A 19,709-nucleotide genomic window follows, 5' to 3' on the forward strand; every position below is an offset into this window, starting at 1 on the left:
GACTAGAAGTTAATCGTATAACTTAAAGTAGCATTCATAATTCCTCTATCAATCATTGCGGGTGTTGTAATACCGGCATTAAATAATCTCTCGCTAACATCTTGTTGAGAACGGCTAAGTGAAAAATCTAATTTACTGCCGCCAAAGTTGTAGCCAATACCACCGGAAACAGCATTTAAATCTCCTATCGTATTACCGTTTGCATAAGGGCTTTGTTCAAAACGATATCCAGCTCTTAGGCTTACTTGTTGAATTCTGTACTCACCGCCAAGTCTAAAAGTAGAAACGGCACCTAAATCACTTGCAATATCTGAGTTTACTGTTTGGAAACTAGGGTCGTTGGTAGGACGTAATTCAGATTGTGAGAAATCTTGATATCCATAATCGAAACTTAATAAACCGTCTTTAGCAAAAACTAAAGCTAAACTACCAGTTAATTTACCTGGGGTTTTTACGGTATACTCTTCGTAAAGGTTTACAATATTAAAATTAATGAAATTAATATCGGCATCTGCTAAATCAGAATTTACACGTTGAGAAGTGTTGTCCTCTAAACGGTACCATGTAGGTGACTGATAACTACCACCTAAACGTACATTATCATTTAGTTTAGCAATTGCGCCTAAGGTGAAAGAGAAGCCGTTACCTTCTGTTTCAAGATAATTGTCAAATGTTGTTCTGGTTATTGCTGAATTAGGTTCATAGCCATCTTCCGTAAATTGATCAAATTGAGTATAAAATACACTGTGAAAATTTAATGAAGCTCCCAAGTAAATGTTCTCTTTGTATTGAGAAGCTACATTCACCGTAAATTTACTATTGTAGCCTGTGGTTCTTCTTATGAAATCTTGATTGACAAAATCATATAATGAATTACTAATGTAATTGGTGTTGCTATCATCCTCGGTCTCTGGGTTTAGAATACCTCCGTAATATCCTAAGAATGTCTGCTGATCTCTGAAGCCTTGAGCTGAACCTATATCCAGATAAGCTTCTTCCAAAAACTCGCCATCTTGTAATAATATGGATCCAAAAGGTGTGCCGCCAGCGTATTCTAAAAAGTAGGTATCAATACCTTCTGTAGCACTACCGGATACATAATATTCATTATCAAAATTGTTTACCAAATCATAGTTGAATGCCAAAGTGAATTTTTTCCAATCAGAATTAGTATCTGTATTTTTAAAAACAAATGCAGCACCTATTTGGTTTAATTCAATAGTATTATCCTTGGTTATTAATGCATCGCCAAAATAACGGGCATCATTATTTGTATGGTAATTTGATCCTGTAATGGTAAAAAGGCTATTGTTGAAAACCGCTGAACCGGCAGGGTTAATGTTTAGTGACGATAAGTCGCCGCCAAGTGCGCCAAATGCCCCGCCCATAGCTTGAAAGCGAGCCGTACCTTGAAGGTTTTCCCTACCGTAACGTAATGCTTCGTTTATGTCTTGTGCGCTACCAACGGCACATGCCATTAGTATTACGAAAGTTAAATATCTTTTCATAACAATTTTTCAAGTTTGATAAATGTTCGATTTTAGTTTCTTCTGCTGCTACTGCTTCTAGATGAACCAGAAGACCTAGATGAAGATCCGCTGCTAGAACTTCTAGAACTGCTACCCGAGCTTCTGTAAGAACTACCGCTAGAGCTGCTTCTGCCTGAGCTATAGTTGCTACTTCTAGAGCTGCTTCCAGAACTTCTGTAAGACCTACTGCTTGATCCACTTGAGCTTCTGCCAGAAGAATAACTTCTAGAGCTGCTACCAGAGTTTCTATATGTTGAGGTTCTTGGTACTGCAACTCTGCTACTAGATCTTGCCGTGCTAGACCTAGATGTTCCTGGGCTACTGCTGTATCTACTACTGTAATTTCTTGAAGAACTACTGCTGTATCTTGGTGTAGCTCGCGTACTTCTACTTGTTCTATAAGCTCTATTTTGGTCAACCCCTACAGTTCTTCTTGCTGTAGAACTACCGGAATATGTTCTTGAGCTACGTGTATTCGCAGAACTCCTAGCTGTTGTTGATCTACCTGTCGTAGTTCTATATCTAGATGAGTTGCCTCTAGTGTTCACGTTTGAACGACCTCTTGCCGCTGTTGCTGAAAGTCCGCTGTTATTGGTGGTTTGTCTTGTATAGTTTCCTCTTCTAGAATTGTTTAAAGCATAGCTTCTATTAGAGAATCTATTGTTACGACTGTAATACCTGTTGCCGTAACCGTAACCGTATGCATAACCAAAATTATTGCCGTAGAAAGGTCTGTTCCATCCATATCCCCAGTTGTTCCAACCGAATCCAAATCCGCCATATCCCCAGTTGTTCCATCTATTCCATCTGTTCCAGCCCCAAGGTTGACCCCATCCGGCACCGTAAAATCCTGCATAACCAATATTGTTCCAGCCCCATCCATAAAGATTGCCGTAACCCCAGTTGTTCCAGCCATTATTATGAACATAGATACTTACATCAGCATTGTTACTACCCCAGCTACCATAACCTTCATAGTCATTTGTATTAGCATAGTAATCTGTTAATTGGTCATCTTGTATCTCCCCTTCTAGATTATTACTAGAATAAGAATCAATATCAGTAAATATTTCATCACCTAAAATTTCACCATACTGGTCGGCTTTTTCACCAAAATAGTCAGTATAGGTGTCAGATTCAGGATTATTCTGAGTATAATTTCTTTGTTCTGGTCTTCTTTCTACAGTAGTAGGGGTATCATCAGAATAAATACCGTCATTACCATAATAAGATGATTGCTGGTAAGAGCCACAAGATGTTATAAAAACAGCTAGTGTCACCAACATTGTAATGTTTCGAAGTTTGTTGTGGGGTAAAGAATATATCATCGGATCAAAATTATATTGTTGAACATATTAAAAATAACTAGTTTTACTCAATTATTATATAGTAATATTCACAAAATTTGTGCCAAAGTCCAGATAATGAGTAAAAATTTGACGAAGAGAAGCGAGGATTATTCCAAATGGTATAATGAATTAGTGGTTAAGGCAGATTTGGCCGAAAACTCTGGTGTAAGAGGTTGTATGGTTATAAAGCCATATGGTTACGGTATTTGGGAGAAAATGCAAGCCGGTTTAGATAAGATGTTTAAAGAGACTGGTCATGAGAATGCCTATTTCCCATTATTTATTCCTAAATCATATTTAAGTAAAGAGGCGAGTCATGTAGAAGGATTTGCAAAAGAATGCGCTGTAGTTACCCATTACAGATTGAAAAATGCCGAAGACGGAAGCGGTATTATTGTTGATCCAGATGCAAAATTAGAAGAAGAGCTTATTGTAAGACCAACTTCTGAAACTATAATTTGGGATACGTATAAGAAATGGATTCAATCTTATAGAGATTTACCGCTACTTATTAATCAATGGGCAAATGTTGTGCGTTGGGAGATGCGTACTAGATTGTTCTTAAGAACAGCAGAATTTTTATGGCAAGAAGGCCATACGGCACATGCTACTGAGAAAGAAGCTATTGAAGAGGCGGAACAAATGATGAACGTTTATGCTGATTTTGCTGAAAATCATATGGCAGTACCTGTTATAAAAGGTACTAAAACAGAAAGCGAGCGTTTTGCAGGGGCTATTGAAACTTATTGTATAGAGGCATTAATGCAAGATGGTAAAGCGTTACAAGCTGGAACTTCTCACTTTTTAGGACAAAATTTCGCTAAGGCTTTTGATGTGAAATTTGCAACGAAAGAAGGTGGTAAGGAACATGTTTGGGCAACTTCTTGGGGAGTGTCTACAAGATTAATGGGGGCGTTGATTATGACGCATAGTGATGATAACGGATTGGTTATTCCTCCTAAATTGGCTCCTATTCAAGTAGTTATCGTACCTATTTATAAAGGATTGGATCAGTTGGATAAAATTTCAGAGACGGTAAACCCGTTAGTAAAAGAATTAAGGGCTAAAGGTATTTCTGTTAAATTTGATAATAGAGATACACATAAGCCAGGATTTAAATTTAATGAGTACGAGTTACGTGGAGTACCGGTAAGATTGGCAATTGGACCAAGAGACCTTGAAAATGGCACCTATGAATTGGCTAGAAGAGATACTTTACAAAAAGAGACTGTTGCTGCGACAGATGTAGTGGCGAAAATTGAGTTTTTAATGGAAGATATTCAGAAGAATATGTACCAAAAAGCGCTTGATTATAGAACTAATCATATCACTGAGGTGGATTCTTATGATGAATTTAAAAAAGTTTTAAAAGAAAAAGGCGGATTTATTTCTGCACATTGGGACGGTAGTAAAGAAACCGAAGAACGTGTCAAAAATGAGACAAAGGCAACTATACGTTGCATTCCCATAGATGCAAAAGAGGAAGAAGGTACTTGTATGGTCTCCGGAAAACCGTCTAATAAAAGGGTCTTATTTGCTAAAGCGTATTAATTTTTTTAAAAAATAATAAAGAGGTGTTGCGATAGTAAAAAATATTTGTATTTTTGCATCCGCAATTGCGCAAAGTATGGTCCGTTCGTCTAGGGGTTAGGACGCCAGGTTTTCATCCTGGTAACAGGGGTTCGATTCCCCTACGGACTACTAATTAAACCGTTGGATGTATTTCCAAGTATTGATATAATGGTCCGTTCGTCTAGGGGTTAGGACGCCAGGTTTTCATCCTGGTAACAGGGGTTCGATTCCCCTACGGACTACAAAAATTGAATGGATGAGAATCCGAAGAAATTATAACAAATAATAAAATGGCAAATCACAAGTCGGCATTAAAGAGAATTAGAAGAAACGAAGCAGTTCGTTTGCGTAACAGATACCAGCATAAAACTACACGTAATGCTATTAAGAAATTACGTGCAGAAGAATCTAAGAAAGATGCAGAGGCTCTTTTTCCAAGTGTTGTTAGTATGATCGATCGTTTGGCTAAACGTAATATCATTCATGATAACAAAGCTGCCAACTTAAAAAGTAAGTTAGCAAAGCACGTTGCTGCATTGTAATACATTGCCTTAAGAAATTAAAAAGCCTTCCAGTTATGGAAGGCTTTTTTTGTTTGTAACGTTTCCATATAGATGTGGAAGACTTATCTAATTTTTGGTCTATTTAAACGAGCGTTTGCTGCTGCTCAAGAAACCAATGGTTATCACACTGTACATTACTACAATTAGAATGTTTAATACTAATCTTAAATTATAATATTCCCACAAACCATATTGGGTATATCCTATAATCAATAAAAAGGGCGATGTAGAATAAAATATGATCAACGAACTATTTATCCAGAATACGAGATTATAGCGATTGATGATTTTTGCTCCTGCGTCGTATTTTTCTTTGAAATTAATGAATATGCAATATAGTAATGTTAAAGAGGCAATTGTGTATGCATAAAATAGAGTAATGTCCATTGGGTTTTGAAAAAAACAACTAATAATATAGCTAGACATGGCAATTATTGACGCATATAAAATTTTATTTTTATTTATTTTATTTAATGAAAGTTTCCAATAGGCGTAATAGAAATAGGGAAAAAATACAAGGTCATACAAATTGTAAATGATTTCATTGTACTGGCTATCTTTTAAATCGTTGAAAAAGGTATAATCAGGAAAATATTTAATCATATAACCCAATAATTCATTGCAAAAAGTATAGGCAATTATGACCGGAAGATATCTAAAAACGGTATCAAAATACTTTCTATACGTTTTAATAGATGCTATCAATGCAATGCCGTAAATAATTACAAAGTAACTTCTACTGAAAAAATCCAATATCATTTGGGGCATATTTTAAAAATCTGTCCGAGGTGGTGGTCCGCCATTTCCGCGGTTTAAAGCAAGACTGGTTCCTCTGGTTTGTAAGCTTGAATTTAAAGTAAATGTTGGTATTATACTGGCATATGATTTTTCAGTTTCAGCATTTCTGTAATTACCTATCCCGTTAATTTGATTTATTGTTATGTCACGTATCAATTCGGCCTTTCCATTTTCGCCAATATAAAAAGCGTAATCTTCTCCTTTTTTATTTAAAGTGGGAACAATAAATATAGAGTTCTGTCTTGGGTGTACAAATGGTTTGCCGTCAGGGAAATTTCCTTCGGCAGGGTAGTTTGCAAAATACAGGCGTAATTTAGTTACTTTTTCTACACCTGCATTTTTAGCTTCTTGGTCAACATAGGCTATATAGTCTTTTATAGTTTGGTAATCAAAATCTACAAATCTACCTACTTGAAATTCTTTTTCTGGGGCACGTACCTTTTGTTCATATTGTTCAATTATATCAGCTCTATGCTCTGTATAATTGTTATATAACGTACTTGCTTCTTTTATAGAAATAATGCCTTCTGGAGCACTTACTGTAGCTATAGGGTGTGGTTGCTCAATTTCCTTTTTCTCTTCTTCCTTGCAGTTAATAAAGGCTATAAGAATACTTGAGCATAAAATTTTACTGATTAGGGTGTGTGGTCTTTTCATTTTCTGAGAATTAAAATGATTAATTAGAAAACTAGTAAAAGACTGGGGAGAGTTCTTTTGTTCAACAATAAAGATATTAAAAATAAATTTGAGACAATGTAAAACATTGCATGTCAGCAAGAAAAGTGTATAAATGTAAAAATCCCGATCTCTAAAAGAAATCGGGATTTTTTATGATATTAGAAAAGTTCTATTGATTCATTGTCATCAAGAACTCTTCGTTATTCTTAGTTTGTTTAAAGCGTTGCTCTATAAACTCCATAGCTTCTACCGGGTTCATATCCGCAAGGTACTTACGCATGATCCACATACGTTGTAGTGTGCTTTCGTCTAATAACATGTCATCTCTACGTGTACTAGAAGAAGTAAGGTCAATTGCAGGGAAAATTCTTCTGTTTGCAATCTTGCGATCCAATTGAAGTTCCATGTTACCTGTACCTTTGAATTCTTCAAAGATAACTTCATCCATTTTAGATCCTGTCTCTGTTAATGCCGTAGCAATAATAGATAATGATCCGCCGCCTTCTATATTACGGGCAGCACCAAAAAATCTTTTTGGCTTGTGTAGTGCATTTGCATCAACACCACCACTTAATACCTTACCAGATGCTGGTTGTACAGTATTGTATGCTCTTGCCAAACGTGTAATAGAGTCTAAAAGAATTACTACATCGTGACCACATTCTACTAAACGTTTCGCTTTTTCTAAAACAATGTTTGCTACACGTACATGCTCTGTTGGTTCTTTGTCGAATGTAGAAGCAACTACTTCTCCACGTACGTTACGTTGCATATCGGTTACCTCTTCAGGACGTTCATCAATAAGTAAGATAATCTGATAAACCTCTGGATGATTTGCTGCTATACCGTTTGCAATATCTTTCAATAGCATGGTTTTACCAGACTTTGGTTGAGATACGATCATACCTCTTTGTCCTTTACCGATAGGGGAGAACAAATCAATAATACGAGTAGATATTGTGCTTTGACGTTCTGCCAAATTGAATTTTTCTTGTGGGAATAACGGAGTCAAATGTTCAAATGATACACGATCACGAACTATCTGAGGGTCTATACCGTTAATTTTATTCACCTTAATAAGAGGGAAATATTTTTCACCTTCCTTTGGTGGTCTTACGTTACCCAATACGGTATCTCCAGTTTTTAAGCCGAAAAGACGAATTTGTGATTGAGAAACGTAAATATCATCTGGTGATGATAAATAGTTGTAATCAGAAGAACGTAAAAATCCGTAGCCGTCTTGCATGATATCCAATACACCTTCACTGGCAATAATGGAGTCAAACTCATACTCTGGTTCTTTATACCTGTTTTTTAGATCCTTGTCAAAATTACTTTTGTCATGGTTAGATCTAGGATTAGGCTTTTTGTTGTGATTGTTATTCTGATTAGAATTCTTTTTGTTAGGCTGGTTTGCAGCCTTTGGCCTTGGTCTTGGTCTTTTTTGTTCTACAGGTTCTTTAGAAACACTTTCTGTATTATTCTCTTTCTTTACCGGAGCAACTTTCTCAGGAGTAGTTTTTTCTTGAGTTGGTTTTGCTGGTGCCTTAGACTCTTTGTTGGTATTTGCGGCAACACGTGGCCTTGGTCTTGGCTTAGGCTTCGGTTTTGCTTCTGCAGGTTTGCTAGCCTCTTCTGTTGCAGCAGGAACTATAGCTGCGGCAACTTTTGGATTCGCAGCTTGTACGTCCAAAATCTGATAAACTAAATCTAGTTTTTTTAAGGTCTTGAATTTAGGAACCTTTAGTCCTTTAGCAATTTCCTGAAGCTCAGGTAGCTTTTTTGATTTTAAATCTGAAATCTCAAACATTAAGTAGTAGAATAAATTATAAGTAGTTTGTATTGTAAGAAGTAACTATTTTATTTGGATAATCTTAAGGAGATAATTTCCTTAGTGGTAGGCGTTATGACGTGATAACGTAGCAATATTACAAATTATTTTGAATAAAAGGGGTATATTTTTTGAAAAGACATGTATTTTTGCAACGTAAACTGGTAATTGATTTATGATTCAAAGAATACAAAGCCTTTATTTGATAGTTGTAGCAATACTTACGGGTGTTCTACCGTTCTTCTTTAACCTATGGATAGATATCGATGGTGTTGAAGTATTTGCAAATAATGAAATGCTTATTTCTATTGCCTTTTACGCAAGTACTGTTCTAGCTGTTTGGGCTATAGTACAATTTAAAAATAGAAAATCTCAGTTTGTCATTAACAGGCTGAACATGATATTGAATGTTTTTTTATTAGGATTTTTCGTATACCGATCACTAAACTTATCCGGAGAGACCTTGGTCTCTGAGAAGGGTATTGGGATGCTGATTCCAGTATTTTCTATCATTTTTTTGGTTCTTGCAAATAGAGCTATAAAGAAGGATGAAGATCTTGTAAAATCTGTTGATCGCTTGCGTTAAGCCTATAATCTTAGTAGTATTAGTGCGTTAAAACCCGGGGTAGTTTCCGGGTTTTTTTATGCCCTAATTTTTCTTTCCAAATAACACTCTTTCTTTAAATATCACAAAACTATTGCAGCTTTCCTGCCCAATGTGATAAACTCTTTACTTTTCCTTGAATTCTTCGTGATACCCCATTTCTATGTTTGTACTCAAGAAACAGCAAGGCTAACGATAGTCGTTAGTTACCTGTTTTAAAACTAAACATTTTAAAAATTACAATTATGAAAAACAGAAAATTTACTCTTGTATTACTAGCTAGTGTTATGACAACATTCTTTATCAGTTGTTCAGATGATGATGGTGAAGTAGTAACAGTTACTGAAACAGTAGTTGAAACTGAAACGGTAGAGGTAGATTCGTCATTGCCAGTTGGTGATTTAATGGTAACCTTAAGTGGTAATCTAGTTGCTGAAAGCGGTACGCCTACACAAGGGTTGGTTGAAGTTGGTATTGATGCAGACGATGCAAACTTTGTTCGTTTTGCAGATGACTTTACTACTGAATTAGGTACGGGTACTGTAGGTATATTTTTATCTACTTCAGAAGTTTTTACTGCTGATCCGGCAAACGGAAATCCAGATTTAATGTTAATCGGTAACGTGGCAGACAACGGCGAAATGTTCATTAAGCTAGATGCTGCACCAGATGCTAAATACACACATATTATTCTTTGGTGTGCTACCGCAAACATTCCATTTGGTAATGTTGCTTTAAACTAATATAATTTATTACCGCCTTTGGGAATAGAGACACATGATTCTGTTTTTCTATGTCTCCCAAAGGCTTTTTTTTATAAGGGTTGTTCTATCCTTATAACTTAATATCAAAGAATTATGAAAAATATAAAAAGCATCATAGTCATATGCTGTTGCCTATTCACATATTATGCTCAGGCACAAAGTGGATGGACGAGAGAAGCAAAAGGGTTTTATGTTCAGGCATCTGCTGCACATTTCTCTTCTAATAACTATTATACCACAGAAGGTACATTGGCAGATCAAGGAAGTACTTTTAATACCAGTGCATTTTTAATTTATGGAGAATATGGTATTTCTGATAGGTTTACGGCAATTCTTGATTTACCATTGGTGCGTTTAAATAGTTTTAGTACTACTGAAACTGTTGGCGGAGTAGGTAATATTCAGTTGGGTATAAAATATAAACTTTTAAAAAGCTTTCCATTATCGTTACAAGTGGCTTTAGATATACCAACTAATGATGGTAGTAATTTTGCGCAATCTACAAATGCGAATGCATTTGGTGAATTTGACGAAATTAATTTGCCTGTCTCTGATGGTGAGTTCAATGTGTGGACCACACTTGCGGCATCTCATGGTTTTGATAATGGCAAAACATATGCTTCAGCTTTCTCTAGTGTAAATTTTAGAACAGAGGGTTTTAGCAACCAATTACAAGCAGGTGTAGAATTAGGACATTTGTTTTTTGATAAACTGTATGTAATAGGAAAATTAAAAATTCAAGAGCGGTTATCTTCTGAAAACAATGTGCAAAGCGGTTCGTTCTTGTTTGGTGAGGGTACTACATTTACCAATTACGGGGTTACTTCAATGTATAAAGTTACCGATCATTTCAACGTGGTAGCCCAATATTCTGATTATGCCGGCTTTTTGGTTGAGCGTAAGAATATTTATGATGGTGGTACTTTATCTTTAGGCGTTTCGTTTGAATATTAATTAGCTAGATACAGGGTTTGGTTAGATAACAAAATCCTGTATTTTATCTTTTGCCTAATTCAATTACCTCTAGGTCTTTAATATTATCACCTTCTATTATAAAACGTAACATAGTACGTACTTGGTGAAAACCATGTTTACCACAGGCTCCAGGATTCATATGTAGAACGCCTAATTTTTTATCCATCATTACTTTTAATATGTGCGAGTGTCCGCAAATGAATAATTTTGGCGGATTCTCTTTTATAATATCTCTTGTTCTAATATTGTATTTAGGTGGATAACCACCAATATGTGTGATTAAAACATCAACTCCTTCACAGAAAAATCTGTTATTTTCTGGAAATTCTTTTTGAATGATATGGTCGTCAATGTTACCATGAACACCTTTCAAGGGCTTTAATTTTGCAATAGCATCCGTAACCTCTAAAGAACCAATATCGCCTGCATGCCACACTTCATCAGCCCATTTAACATGCTTTAGAATAGCATCGTCTATATGTGAATGTGTATCAGAAAGTAAGAGTATTTTGGTCATTTATATTTTAAGTTATGCGGATAAAAAGATTGAATTTGATAGTTGACTAATGATCTAAAATTTTAATTCTTATGTTTAGAATTATAGCTTAATCTATTCAATGTTAAAACGTATCCTTTTTAATACCTTTGCGAGATACAAAATTAGTATATCCTTTTGAGATTCTTCATTCAATTTTCATACTTCGGTAAAGCATACCATGGTTGGCAGAATCAGCCAAATGCCATAACCGTACAAGAAGTGCTAGAAAATGGCATGTCTACACTTTTAAATTCTAAGGTTTCACTTATGGGTGCCGGTCGTACAGATACAGGTGTTCACGCTAAAGAAATGTACGCTCACTTTGATGTTGATGTTTTGGAAAATTTTGAAGAATACGTTTTTCGATTAAATTCTTTCTTGCCCAATGATATAGCAGTTGAGCGAATTTTTGAGGTAACAGAAGATGCTCATGCCCGTTTTCATGCCACGGCTAGAACTTATGAATATCATATCGATAAAAAGAAGAATCCGTTTGCTACAGATTTAGCTCATTTTGTAAAAAAGGATATTGATGTTGAACAAATGAATACTGCGGCGGAATTGTTGTTGGGTAAAAAAGATTTTGAATGTTTTTCAAAATCCAATACAGATGTTTTTACTAATATTTGCGACCTAAGAGAAGCGCATTGGCAGCTAGAAAATGACAAACTTATTTTTACAATTACGGCAGATAGGTTTCTTAGAAATATGGTCAGAGCCATAGTTGGTACCTTAATTAATGTGGGTTTGGGTAAATATCCGGCAGACTATGTTAATACCATATTAAAAAGCAAGGATAGAACAAAAGCGGGCGTTTCTGTTCCTGCAAAAGGACTATATTTGACCTCTATTGTTTACCCCAATACTATTTTAAAGAATGGATAAGGATTCTGGCAAAGCATTTGACACTCGTCTTTTTAAACGCTTACTGGCCTACACAAAACCGTACAAAATAACTTTTTATGGCGTTGCTTTGGCTGCTATATTATTATCTGGTTTTGCCATTCTTACACCCTTGATCGTAAAAGAAATAATTGATACGGCTATTAAAGGCAGTAATGATGAGATGTTGCTTTACTTAACTATAGCTATGTTGGTAGTGTTGCTTGGTCAAGTAACCTGCCAACTGGCATTTAATTATTATGCGAATTGGCTTGGAGAATCTGTTATTAGAGATATACGCATCAACTTATTTAAAAAGATGCTTTCTTTTAAAATGACCTATTTTGATAACTCGTCTTTAGGGGTCTTGGTGACTAGAGCTGTTGCCGATATGCAGAGAATTGGAGAGATTTTTAGTCAAGGATTTTTTGTAATTGTAGCAGATTTGCTGAAAATGGTAGTAGCTGCAATGGTCATGCTTTTCATCAACTGGAAACTCTCGCTTATCGTCTTTGCATTGTTGCCCATTATTGTATATGCAACAAGATGGTTTCAAAAAGCTATGAAAGTTGCTTTTACAGAGGTAAGGGCAGAGGTATCTAATTTAAATTCTTTTGTTCAAGAGCGTATTACGGGCATGAAAATAGTGCAGCTTTTTACACGTGAGAAAATTGAAAGCGACAAGTTTAGAGAGATTAATGAAAAGCATAAAAAAGCATGGTTAAAAACGGTGTGGTATAACTCCATTTTCTTTCCGATTGCTGAAATTGTTTCTTCCATTACAGTGGGATTAATTGTATGGTACGGCGGATTGCAAAATGTTGCTAATATTTCGACAGATATAGCAGGTACTATTTTCGCGTTTATCATGTTGATCGATTTACTTTTTAGACCACTTCGTCAAATTGCAGATAAGTTCAATACCCTGCAAATGGGGATGGTGGCTGCAAATAGGGTATTTAAAATTTTAGACACCGATAGTCATATACAAGACGTAGGTTCTTTTGAAAAAGAAACCGTTAATGGTGATATCAGTTTTGATAATGTACATTTTGGGTATTTAGAAGACGAAGAGGTTTTACACGGAATTTCTTTTGATGTAAAAGCAGGGGAAACTGTTGCTATTGTTGGTGCAACGGGTGCTGGAAAAAGTACGATCATCAATTTATTGAATAGATTTTATGAAATTAATAGTGGCTCTATATCCGTTGACGGTATAGCTATTAAAGATTATGATTTAGCATCTTTACGTTCGCATATAGCAGTAGTATTGCAAGATGTCTTTTTGTTTGCAGATACCATTGCTAATAATATTTCTTTAAAAGACGCCAACATTACTGTTGATGATATTGAGAATGCAGCTAAGGCTATTGGGGTAGATGAGTTTATTTCTAGCCTACCTGGTGGTTATAATTATAATGTAAAAGAAAGAGGTAGCATGCTTTCAAGCGGTCAAAGGCAATTAATTGCTTTTTTAAGAGCATATGTTAGCAACCCTAGTATCTTAATTTTAGATGAAGCTACATCATCCGTGGATACCTATTCAGAACAGCTGATACAATTGGCTACAGATAAAATTACTCAAGGCAGAACTTCAATAGTTATTGCCCACCGTTTGGCTACTATTAAAAAAGCCGATAAAATTATTGTGATGGATGCCGGCAATATTGTTGAGACGGGCACACACAAACAACTGCTTAAAAAAGGTGGTTATTATAGTAATCTTTATGAAGCTCAGTTCTTAGCTGAGGAGGTAGCTTAATTAGGCTGCCATTTTCTGAAAAGTATCAGTAAAAAGGGCTATATATACTATCGCAATTAACATTATTACAAAGCATATCGTAGCGAATAGAACAAGAAATAGTAAAAGTTTCAATATGGTCTGCTTTATTGTCAAATTAAAGAGCTTGTAAAATACCCAAGTAAAGAACCCAATTTGAAATACCAAATTGACCATTGAAACGTAGTAAAGTAATTTGGAGTTCCATAAAACCAACATGTAAACGGTATTGATAATTATGGACAGGTGTGAATATGCGTAGATGTTTATTACAAAATGCTCACTAAGGTTAAATTGTTTTTTATTGATAAAAACTATTCTTGACATTAAAGCAAGAAAAGGTAGCATAGCAATATAGAAGAGACTTTGGTATTTAAAAAGGTACGTATTCCATGTCTTTTGGAAATCTTGCCCTAAATTTTCTGCTTCAGTTAAAGATGAAGAATTTTCATATCTAAAATCAAAATCTAAAGCATTGGGGAAGAACTCCGTACAGACATAAACAAAAAGTCCGCCAAAAGTAATTGCAATGGTGAGGTAGCTTATAGGGTTTAAGTATTTCCTTCTAACACCATTAATGTAACCACCAATAACTTCATCTGGTTTTGTGAAAAGGTGTTTGAAAGTTATAAGAAAGGTATTGTCAACATTAAAAAAACGTTCAGTGGCATCACTAATAAGTTTCTTCACTGTAAGTCTGTTTCGAATTACCTTAGCACCACAATCGGGACAATAACTAAAATCTGTTTTTAAGTTGTTTTGGCAGTTCTTACAATTCATTACACCAAATCTTGCTTAATCATATTACCTAACTGGGTAATGGAGTCGTAAAGGACAAATTCTCCATTTTTAATGTAAGAGATAAGTCCGGTTTCTTCACTGACCACTATACTTATTGCATCAGTCTTTTCACTAATACCTACTGCTGCCCTATGTCGTAATCCAAAACGTAGCGGAATATTACGTTCGTTGGATACTGGTAAAATTACTCTTGTGGCAACTATATAATTACCTACAATAACAGCCGCTCCATCATGAAGTGTACTGTTTTTGTAAAAGATACTTTCTAAAATAGGTTGGTTGATTTCAATATTCATGCGGTCGCCCGTGCTTTTAATGAAATCTAATGAGTTGTTTCTTTCAATTACGAGAATGGCTCCGGTTTTACTACTAGCCATTTTTTCACAAGCTTTTAGTATGGCATCTACATCAGTATCAGTTGATAAACCTTCTTGCTTTAAAAATTTAAAATGCTTTACAAAGTTTCTCTTATTAGCGAAATTGGTAGAGCCGATCATTAAAAGAAATTTTCTAATCTCTTGTTGAAAAACAATTATTAGAGCAATAAGTCCCACCTGCATAAAGGCACCGACCATACTGCTGATCATTTGCATATCTAGCAATTCGGTCAATTTCCAAAAAGCCCAAACTATAACAATCCCAATAAAAATATTGATGGCAACAGACCCTCTAACTAGTTTGTAGATGTAATAAAGAAGTACGGCAACAAAAATGATGTCTAGAACATCCGTAATCTTAAAGTCAATAAAATTTAAAAAATCCAATCGGTACCGTTTTAGTAAAATTAAGAAATTAGTTGACAAGAAATTAATATAATCTTAGGCATTTAATTGTTCATAGAGTTTTACACATTCTATAGCTTCTTTAACATCATGAACTCTTAATATTTTAGCTCCTTTCTGTAAGCAAACCATATGTAGTGCCGTAGTGCCATTTAATGCTTGGTCTGCAGTTGTATCTAGTACTTTGTAAATCATTGATTTTCTGCTGACACCTGCTAAAATTGGATGATCCATGTTATTCATAATCTCCATTTGATTTAAAAGCAGATAATTCTGTTCTAGGTTTTTGGCAAAACCAAAACCAGGATCTATGATGATATCTTTTATTCCTAATGTTTTAGCTGCCAATAATCTTTTGGAAAAGAAATAAAGGACTTCTTTTAGAATATCTTCATAACCTGTCTGTTGTTGCATATTTTGTGGTGTGCCACGCATGTGCATCATAATGTACGGTACGTTCAATTTGGCAACGGTATTAAGCATGTTATCGTCTTGCAATCCCGCAGAAATATCATTGACTATTGCAGCGCCTTTCTCTATACATGCTTTGGCGACATTACTTCTAAAAGTGTCAATTGAAAGTATAGCTTCTGGAAAATTCTTTAGAATCAAATCAACTATTGGGGTTATTCTTTGTAATTCTGTTGCTTCATCAACTTCTAAAGCGCCAGGTCTTGAACTGTAGGCGCCTATGTCAATAAAGGTGGCACCCTCATTAAACATTTTTTCAACCTGATGTAAAATGCTTGACTGGTTTTTATATTTTCCGCCATCAAAAAAAGAATCAGGAGTAACGTTTAAAATGCCCATAACCTTGGGCTGGTCAAGTGATATAAGTTTACCGTTGCAATTTATGGCCATTGTCAATTTTTAGATGGAATATGCGGCATTTTCCAAGTTTAAACCATCTATCTTGATGGTTACAATTTTTTAAGCGAAATTTACACAAATTAGATAGAATTACATGCTAGATACGGCAAAGGAATACGATGAGGTCATTCAGGTTTGTTTAAACCTGTACCAGAAAAAAATGTCAGATTACGGTAGTGCTTGGCGCATTTTACGATTGCCATCATTAACGGATCAAATTTTTATAAAAGCACAACGTATACGTGGTCTTCAAGAAAATGAGGTACGTAAGGTAGATGAAGGTGAGCGATCTGAGTTTATTGGAATCATCAATTATTCTGTTATGGCTTTGATTCAGCTTGAATTAGGTGTTGCCGATCAACCAGACTTAACAACTGAAAAAGCCGTTGAGTTATATGCCAAGCATGTAAAAATCACCAAAGAACTTATGTTGAACAAGAATCACGATTATGGTGAAGCTTGGCGAGATATGAGAGTGAGTTCACTTACAGATTTAATTTTACAGAAACTGCTTAGAGTTAAGCAAATAGAGGATAATAAAGGCAAAACCTTGGTGAGTGAAGGTATAGATGCTAATTATCAAGACATGATTAATTATGCAGTTTTTGCATTAATACATCTAGGTTCAGAATCAGAAAAATAATAATAAGAATGAAGTATTTAGTAGGGGTCGTTAGAATTTTTGTTGGTATACTTTTTATTATAAGTGGATTCATAAAACTGAACGATCCTGTTGGTTTTTCTTTTAAGCTAGAAGAATACTTTAGTCAGGGTGTTTTAGATCTTCCTTTCTTAACTCCGTTCGCATTAGCTATTTCTATACTTGTAGTGATTGCAGAAGTAATGGTAGGAGTTATGTTAATACTTGGGTATAAGCGTAAAATCACCATATGGACATTGATTGCGATGATTGTGTTCTTTACTTTTTTGACTTTTTACTCTGCTTATTTCAATAAGGTTACCGATTGTGGCTGCTTTGGCGATGCAATTAAGTTGACACCTTGGGAGTCTTTTACAAAAGATGTAGTGCTATTGGTTCTAATATTGATTATTTATGTCGGTAGAAAATTTATTACTCCTTTGGTAAATTCAAAAGTGTTGATGACGGTCTTAGCGGTATCATTTTTTGCCTGTATAGGTTATGTTTATTATGTATTGAATCATTTGCCTGTAATTGATTTTAGACCTTATGAAATAGGGAAAAATATTGAAGAGGGTATGAGCACGCCAGAAGATGCTCCAAAAGCCATTTTTGAATATAAATGGAAATTCAATGTAAACGGTAACGAAGAAATTCATGTAACTACAGGAGATTACCCTACGGTAAATGGAGATTTTGTTGATGTTCAAACAGAAGAGATTCAGGCTGGTTATGAACCACCTGTTCATGATTTTACTATAGAGCAAGAAGGTGAAGATTTTGCAGCTTCATTATTGCAAGAGCCTAAATTGGTTATGGTAATCGCATATGATTTAAGAAAATCAAACTTAGAAGAGTTCAAGAATATAAAGTTGGTGGCAGATAAGGCAATAAAAGCTGGCTATAAGGTAATTGGCATGTCCGCATCTGGTCCTGACCAAACAAATGTCTTGATAAAAGAGTATAATCTAAATTTCGATTTTTACTTTACTGACGAAACTACCTTGAAGACTATTGTAAGGTCCAATCCCGGAGTTTTGGTTTTAGAAAAAGGTACCATAAAGCAAAAAGTGCATTACAACGATATAGAAGATTTAATTTTCAATTAGAATTGAAAACGTAAATAATATAATTAATAACAGAAACAACATGAGAGCAAAGATAGTAGCAGGTAACTGGAAAATGAATAAGAATTTGGCTGAGACCGAAACACTTTTGGCGGAGTTATCGGCAAAGTTGCCAGATACAAATGCAGAAGTTATGGTAGCGCCAACATATGTAAATTTGACCAGTGCGGTTCATGCTTTAGAAAGTTCTAAGATTGAGGTTATAGCACAGAATATGCATTATGCTGAAAGCGGAGCTTTTACAGGTGAGATTTCTGCAGATATGTTATTGAACATCGGTATTGATACTGTCATTATAGGGCATTCAGAAAGAAGAGCTTATTTTGGAGAGGATGATGAAATTCTTTCAAAGAAAGTTGCAACTGCTTTAGGTAAAGGTATACGTGTTATGTTTTGCTTTGGTGAAGAATTAGAAGATCGTAAATCTGGTAATCATTTTAAATTGGTTGAAAGTCAGTTAAAGAATGTTCTTTTTGATCTAGAGCCATCTGCGTGGTCTAAAATTGTTTTGGCATATGAGCCGGTATGGGCAATTGGTACTGGTGAAACGGCTTCTCCTGAGCAAGCTCAAGAAATGCATGCTTTTATTCGTAAAACTATTTCAGAAGCTTTTGACGGTACTATAGCAAATAATGTGACCATTCTTTACGGTGGTAGTGTTAAGCCGGGTAATGCAGAAGAAATTTTCTCTAAGCCAGATGTTGATGGTGGTTTGATCGGTGGGGCATCTTTAGTTGCAGACGATTTTATTGCTATTATTAAAGCTATTTAAGCATAGTACTTATAAATGAGCGATACAGTATATATTGAATACCGTTTTACGGTAGAACCAAAAGAACCGGCTTCAGACCTTCTTATTGCAGAATTGGGTGAAGTTGGTTTTGAAAGTTTTGTTGAAGAGGAAGATGATGTTTTGGCGTATATTCAAAAAACTGAATGGTCTGAGGGTATATTAAAAGACCTTCCAATTTTACAAAACCCTAAATATAAATTTACATTCGATTACAAAGAAATTGAGCAAGAAAATTGGAACGCTACATGGGAGCAAAATTTTCAACCTATTATAGTTGATGATATTTGTATGATCAGGGCTCCTTTTCATGAAGCTATCAATGTTAAGTATGATATTGTAATAGAACCAAAAATGAGTTTTGGTACAGGTCATCATGAAACTACGCACATGATGCTGCAGCACATTTTACAGTTAGATGTAAAAGGTAAAACAGTTCTGGATATGGGCAGTGGTACCGGAGTTTTAGCAATTCTGGCCGGTATGCGGGGCGCAACTGAGATCGATGCCATTGATATTGATAATTGGTGTTATTTGAATGCCAAAGAGAACGTTGCGCGTAATAAAATGGATTTCATTTCTGTGTATGAAGGTGATGTAGCGTTGCTTGAGGGTAAGAAGTATGATTTGATAATCGCCAATATCAATAGAAACATTTTGTTGGCAGATTTACCTAGCTATGCAAAATCATTAAATACTGGTGGTGTTTTATTGCTAAGTGGTTTTTATACTGAGGATTTAGAAATGATTTCACAAAAATGCACTGATTTAGCGTTAAAGTTCGAAAAAAACCTTGAACGCAATAATTGGGTTGCCGCAAAATATGTAAATTAGAA

Annotated in this window: 20 protein-coding genes and 2 tRNA genes; 13 read left to right on the plus strand and 9 right to left on the minus strand. The window is 35.1% G+C overall.

The features are described from left to right. Positions 1–2: 2 nt before the first annotated feature. Together PXD56_RS04900 and PXD56_RS04905 are read right to left on the minus strand one after the other, a co-directional pair. Positions 3–1,508 (minus strand): OmpP1/FadL family transporter, encoded by a 1,506-nt coding sequence (locus tag PXD56_RS04900; RefSeq protein ID WP_276492203.1) that lies wholly within the window; start codon positions 1,506–1,508, stop codon positions 3–5. A gap of 32 nt (positions 1,509–1,540) precedes the next feature. Next, positions 1,541–2,815, minus strand: coding sequence for a hypothetical protein (locus tag PXD56_RS04905; RefSeq protein WP_276492204.1), 1,275 nt, complete (start codon positions 2,813–2,815; stop codon positions 1,541–1,543). Between the two features lie 138 nt (positions 2,816–2,953). On the opposite strand from PXD56_RS04905, the gene proS reads away from it, so the two are divergent. The 4 genes from proS to rpsT all read left to right on the plus strand — a co-directional run bounded on the left by proS (position 2,954) and on the right by rpsT (position 4,992). After that, positions 2,954–4,429, plus strand: a complete 1,476-nt coding sequence (gene proS, locus PXD56_RS04910; protein ID WP_276492205.1) for a proline--tRNA ligase — start codon at positions 2,954–2,956, stop codon at positions 4,427–4,429. Between the two features lie 78 nt (positions 4,430–4,507). Continuing rightward, positions 4,508–4,579: transfer RNA gene (locus PXD56_RS04915), tRNA-Glu, on the plus strand. 41 nt (positions 4,580–4,620) lie between these two features. Beyond that, a tRNA-Glu gene (locus PXD56_RS04920) sits at positions 4,621–4,692 on the plus strand. Between the two features lie 48 nt (positions 4,693–4,740). Then, a complete protein-coding gene (gene rpsT / locus PXD56_RS04925; protein ID WP_276492206.1) occupies positions 4,741–4,992 on the plus strand; it encodes a 30S ribosomal protein S20 in 252 nt (83 codons plus the stop codon). A 99-nt stretch (positions 4,993–5,091) separates the two neighbouring features. Here the strand turns inward: rpsT and PXD56_RS04930 are convergent, their stop codons facing one another. The 3 genes from PXD56_RS04930 to rho all read right to left on the minus strand — a co-directional run bounded on the left by PXD56_RS04930 (position 5,092) and on the right by rho (position 8,299). Beyond that, positions 5,092–5,772: a hypothetical protein gene (locus PXD56_RS04930; protein ID WP_276492207.1), complete on the minus strand. Its 681-nt coding sequence runs from the start codon at positions 5,770–5,772 to the stop codon at positions 5,092–5,094. A gap of 12 nt (positions 5,773–5,784) precedes the next feature. After that, a complete protein-coding gene (locus PXD56_RS04935) occupies positions 5,785–6,468 on the minus strand; it encodes a hypothetical protein (RefSeq protein ID WP_276492208.1) in 684 nt (227 codons plus the stop codon). A gap of 190 nt (positions 6,469–6,658) precedes the next feature. Beyond that, entirely contained in the window at positions 6,659–8,299 is a 1,641-nt protein-coding gene (gene rho, locus PXD56_RS04940) for a transcription termination factor Rho (protein ID WP_276492209.1), read from the minus strand. A 196-nt stretch (positions 8,300–8,495) separates the two neighbouring features. On the opposite strand from rho, the gene PXD56_RS04945 reads away from it, so the two are divergent. The 3 genes from PXD56_RS04945 to PXD56_RS04955 all read left to right on the plus strand — a co-directional run bounded on the left by PXD56_RS04945 (position 8,496) and on the right by PXD56_RS04955 (position 10,642). Next, a complete protein-coding gene (locus PXD56_RS04945; protein ID WP_276492210.1) occupies positions 8,496–8,906 on the plus strand; it encodes a DUF4293 domain-containing protein in 411 nt (136 codons plus the stop codon). Positions 8,907–9,169: 263 nt separating this feature from the next. After that, positions 9,170–9,667: a hypothetical protein gene (locus PXD56_RS04950; RefSeq protein ID WP_276492211.1), complete on the plus strand. Its 498-nt coding sequence runs from the start codon at positions 9,170–9,172 to the stop codon at positions 9,665–9,667. Positions 9,668–9,781: 114 nt separating this feature from the next. Beyond that, complete coding sequence (locus tag PXD56_RS04955) at positions 9,782–10,642, plus strand: hypothetical protein (RefSeq protein ID WP_276492212.1); 861 nt, start codon at positions 9,782–9,784, stop codon at positions 10,640–10,642. Between the two features lie 43 nt (positions 10,643–10,685). On the opposite strand, the gene PXD56_RS04960 is transcribed toward PXD56_RS04955, so the two are convergent. Beyond that, a complete protein-coding gene (locus PXD56_RS04960; RefSeq protein ID WP_276492213.1) occupies positions 10,686–11,180 on the minus strand; it encodes a metallophosphoesterase family protein in 495 nt (164 codons plus the stop codon). A gap of 156 nt (positions 11,181–11,336) precedes the next feature. Here PXD56_RS04960 and truA point away from each other — a divergent pair, with 156 nt between their 5' ends. Further along, positions 11,337–12,086, plus strand: coding sequence for a tRNA pseudouridine(38-40) synthase TruA (truA, locus tag PXD56_RS04965; RefSeq protein WP_276492214.1), 750 nt, complete (start codon positions 11,337–11,339; stop codon positions 12,084–12,086). After that, on the plus strand, positions 12,079–13,845 hold the full coding sequence (locus tag PXD56_RS04970) for an ABC transporter ATP-binding protein (RefSeq protein ID WP_276492215.1): 1,767 nt from the start codon (positions 12,079–12,081) through the stop codon (positions 13,843–13,845). The genes truA and PXD56_RS04970 overlap by 8 nt, the downstream gene beginning before the upstream one ends. Here the strand turns inward: PXD56_RS04970 and PXD56_RS04975 are convergent, their stop codons facing one another. The 3 genes from PXD56_RS04975 to folP all read right to left on the minus strand — a co-directional run bounded on the left by PXD56_RS04975 (position 13,846) and on the right by folP (position 16,307). After that, the gene (locus PXD56_RS04975) at positions 13,846–14,553 is read right to left on the minus strand and encodes a DUF3667 domain-containing protein (protein ID WP_276492216.1); all 708 of its coding nucleotides are present in this window, start codon (positions 14,551–14,553) and stop codon (positions 13,846–13,848) included. 89 nt (positions 14,554–14,642) lie between these two features. Then, a complete protein-coding gene (locus tag PXD56_RS04980; protein WP_036152587.1) occupies positions 14,643–15,428 on the minus strand; it encodes a diadenylate cyclase in 786 nt (261 codons plus the stop codon). Between the two features lie 54 nt (positions 15,429–15,482). Next, the gene (gene folP, locus PXD56_RS04985; protein ID WP_276492217.1) at positions 15,483–16,307 is read right to left on the minus strand and encodes a dihydropteroate synthase; all 825 of its coding nucleotides are present in this window, start codon (positions 16,305–16,307) and stop codon (positions 15,483–15,485) included. Positions 16,308–16,410: 103 nt separating this feature from the next. Between folP and PXD56_RS04990 the strand changes: the two genes are divergently transcribed. Genes PXD56_RS04990 through prmA form a run of 4 tightly spaced genes read left to right on the plus strand, consistent with a single transcriptional unit; the run spans position 16,411 to position 19,707 of the window. Then, entirely contained in the window at positions 16,411–16,959 is a 549-nt protein-coding gene (locus tag PXD56_RS04990; protein ID WP_276492218.1) for a DUF1599 domain-containing protein, read from the plus strand. A gap of 8 nt (positions 16,960–16,967) precedes the next feature. Continuing rightward, complete coding sequence (locus tag PXD56_RS04995; protein WP_276492219.1) at positions 16,968–18,065, plus strand: BT_3928 family protein; 1,098 nt, start codon at positions 16,968–16,970, stop codon at positions 18,063–18,065. A 40-nt stretch (positions 18,066–18,105) separates the two neighbouring features. Continuing rightward, positions 18,106–18,855 carry a triose-phosphate isomerase gene (gene tpiA, locus PXD56_RS05000; protein WP_276492220.1) on the plus strand — a complete coding sequence of 250 codons (750 nt, stop codon included), beginning with the start codon at positions 18,106–18,108 and terminating at the stop codon, positions 18,853–18,855. A gap of 15 nt (positions 18,856–18,870) precedes the next feature. Next, positions 18,871–19,707, plus strand: a complete 837-nt coding sequence (gene prmA, locus PXD56_RS05005) for a 50S ribosomal protein L11 methyltransferase (protein ID WP_276492221.1) — start codon at positions 18,871–18,873, stop codon at positions 19,705–19,707. The last annotated feature ends 2 nt before the right edge of the window (positions 19,708–19,709 follow it).

The sequence above is a fragment of the Maribacter zhoushanensis genome, assembly GCF_029350975.1.
GTDB lineage: Bacteria > Bacteroidota > Bacteroidia > Flavobacteriales > Flavobacteriaceae > Maribacter > Maribacter zhoushanensis.

What these genes read in the sequence shown, in the direction of transcription:
- PXD56_RS04900 (WP_276492203.1), bottom strand. Translation starts at nt 1,508, where the DNA reads ATGAAAAGATATTTAACTTTCGTAATACTAATGGCATGTGCCGTTGGT.
- PXD56_RS04905 (WP_276492204.1), bottom strand. Translation starts at nt 2,815, where the DNA reads ATGTTGGTGACACTAGCTGTTTTTATAACATCTTGTGGCTCTTACCAG.
- proS (WP_276492205.1), top strand. Translation starts at nt 2,954, where the DNA reads ATGAGTAAAAATTTGACGAAGAGAAGCGAGGATTATTCCAAATGGTAT.
- rpsT (WP_276492206.1), top strand. Translation starts at nt 4,741, where the DNA reads ATGGCAAATCACAAGTCGGCATTAAAGAGAATTAGAAGAAACGAAGCA.
- PXD56_RS04930 (WP_276492207.1), bottom strand. Translation starts at nt 5,772, where the DNA reads ATGATATTGGATTTTTTCAGTAGAAGTTACTTTGTAATTATTTACGGC.
- PXD56_RS04935 (WP_276492208.1), bottom strand. Translation starts at nt 6,468, where the DNA reads ATGAAAAGACCACACACCCTAATCAGTAAAATTTTATGCTCAAGTATT.
- rho (WP_276492209.1), bottom strand. Translation starts at nt 8,299, where the DNA reads ATGTTTGAGATTTCAGATTTAAAATCAAAAAAGCTACCTGAGCTTCAG.
- PXD56_RS04945 (WP_276492210.1), top strand. Translation starts at nt 8,496, where the DNA reads ATGATTCAAAGAATACAAAGCCTTTATTTGATAGTTGTAGCAATACTT.
- PXD56_RS04950 (WP_276492211.1), top strand. Translation starts at nt 9,170, where the DNA reads ATGAAAAACAGAAAATTTACTCTTGTATTACTAGCTAGTGTTATGACA.
- PXD56_RS04955 (WP_276492212.1), top strand. Translation starts at nt 9,782, where the DNA reads ATGAAAAATATAAAAAGCATCATAGTCATATGCTGTTGCCTATTCACA.
- PXD56_RS04960 (WP_276492213.1), bottom strand. Translation starts at nt 11,180, where the DNA reads ATGACCAAAATACTCTTACTTTCTGATACACATTCACATATAGACGAT.
- PXD56_RS04970 (WP_276492215.1), top strand. Translation starts at nt 12,079, where the DNA reads ATGGATAAGGATTCTGGCAAAGCATTTGACACTCGTCTTTTTAAACGC.
- folP (WP_276492217.1), bottom strand. Translation starts at nt 16,307, where the DNA reads ATGGCCATAAATTGCAACGGTAAACTTATATCACTTGACCAGCCCAAG.
- PXD56_RS04990 (WP_276492218.1), top strand. Translation starts at nt 16,411, where the DNA reads ATGCTAGATACGGCAAAGGAATACGATGAGGTCATTCAGGTTTGTTTA.
- PXD56_RS04995 (WP_276492219.1), top strand. Translation starts at nt 16,968, where the DNA reads ATGAAGTATTTAGTAGGGGTCGTTAGAATTTTTGTTGGTATACTTTTT.
- tpiA (WP_276492220.1), top strand. Translation starts at nt 18,106, where the DNA reads ATGAGAGCAAAGATAGTAGCAGGTAACTGGAAAATGAATAAGAATTTG.
- prmA (WP_276492221.1), top strand. Translation starts at nt 18,871, where the DNA reads ATGAGCGATACAGTATATATTGAATACCGTTTTACGGTAGAACCAAAA.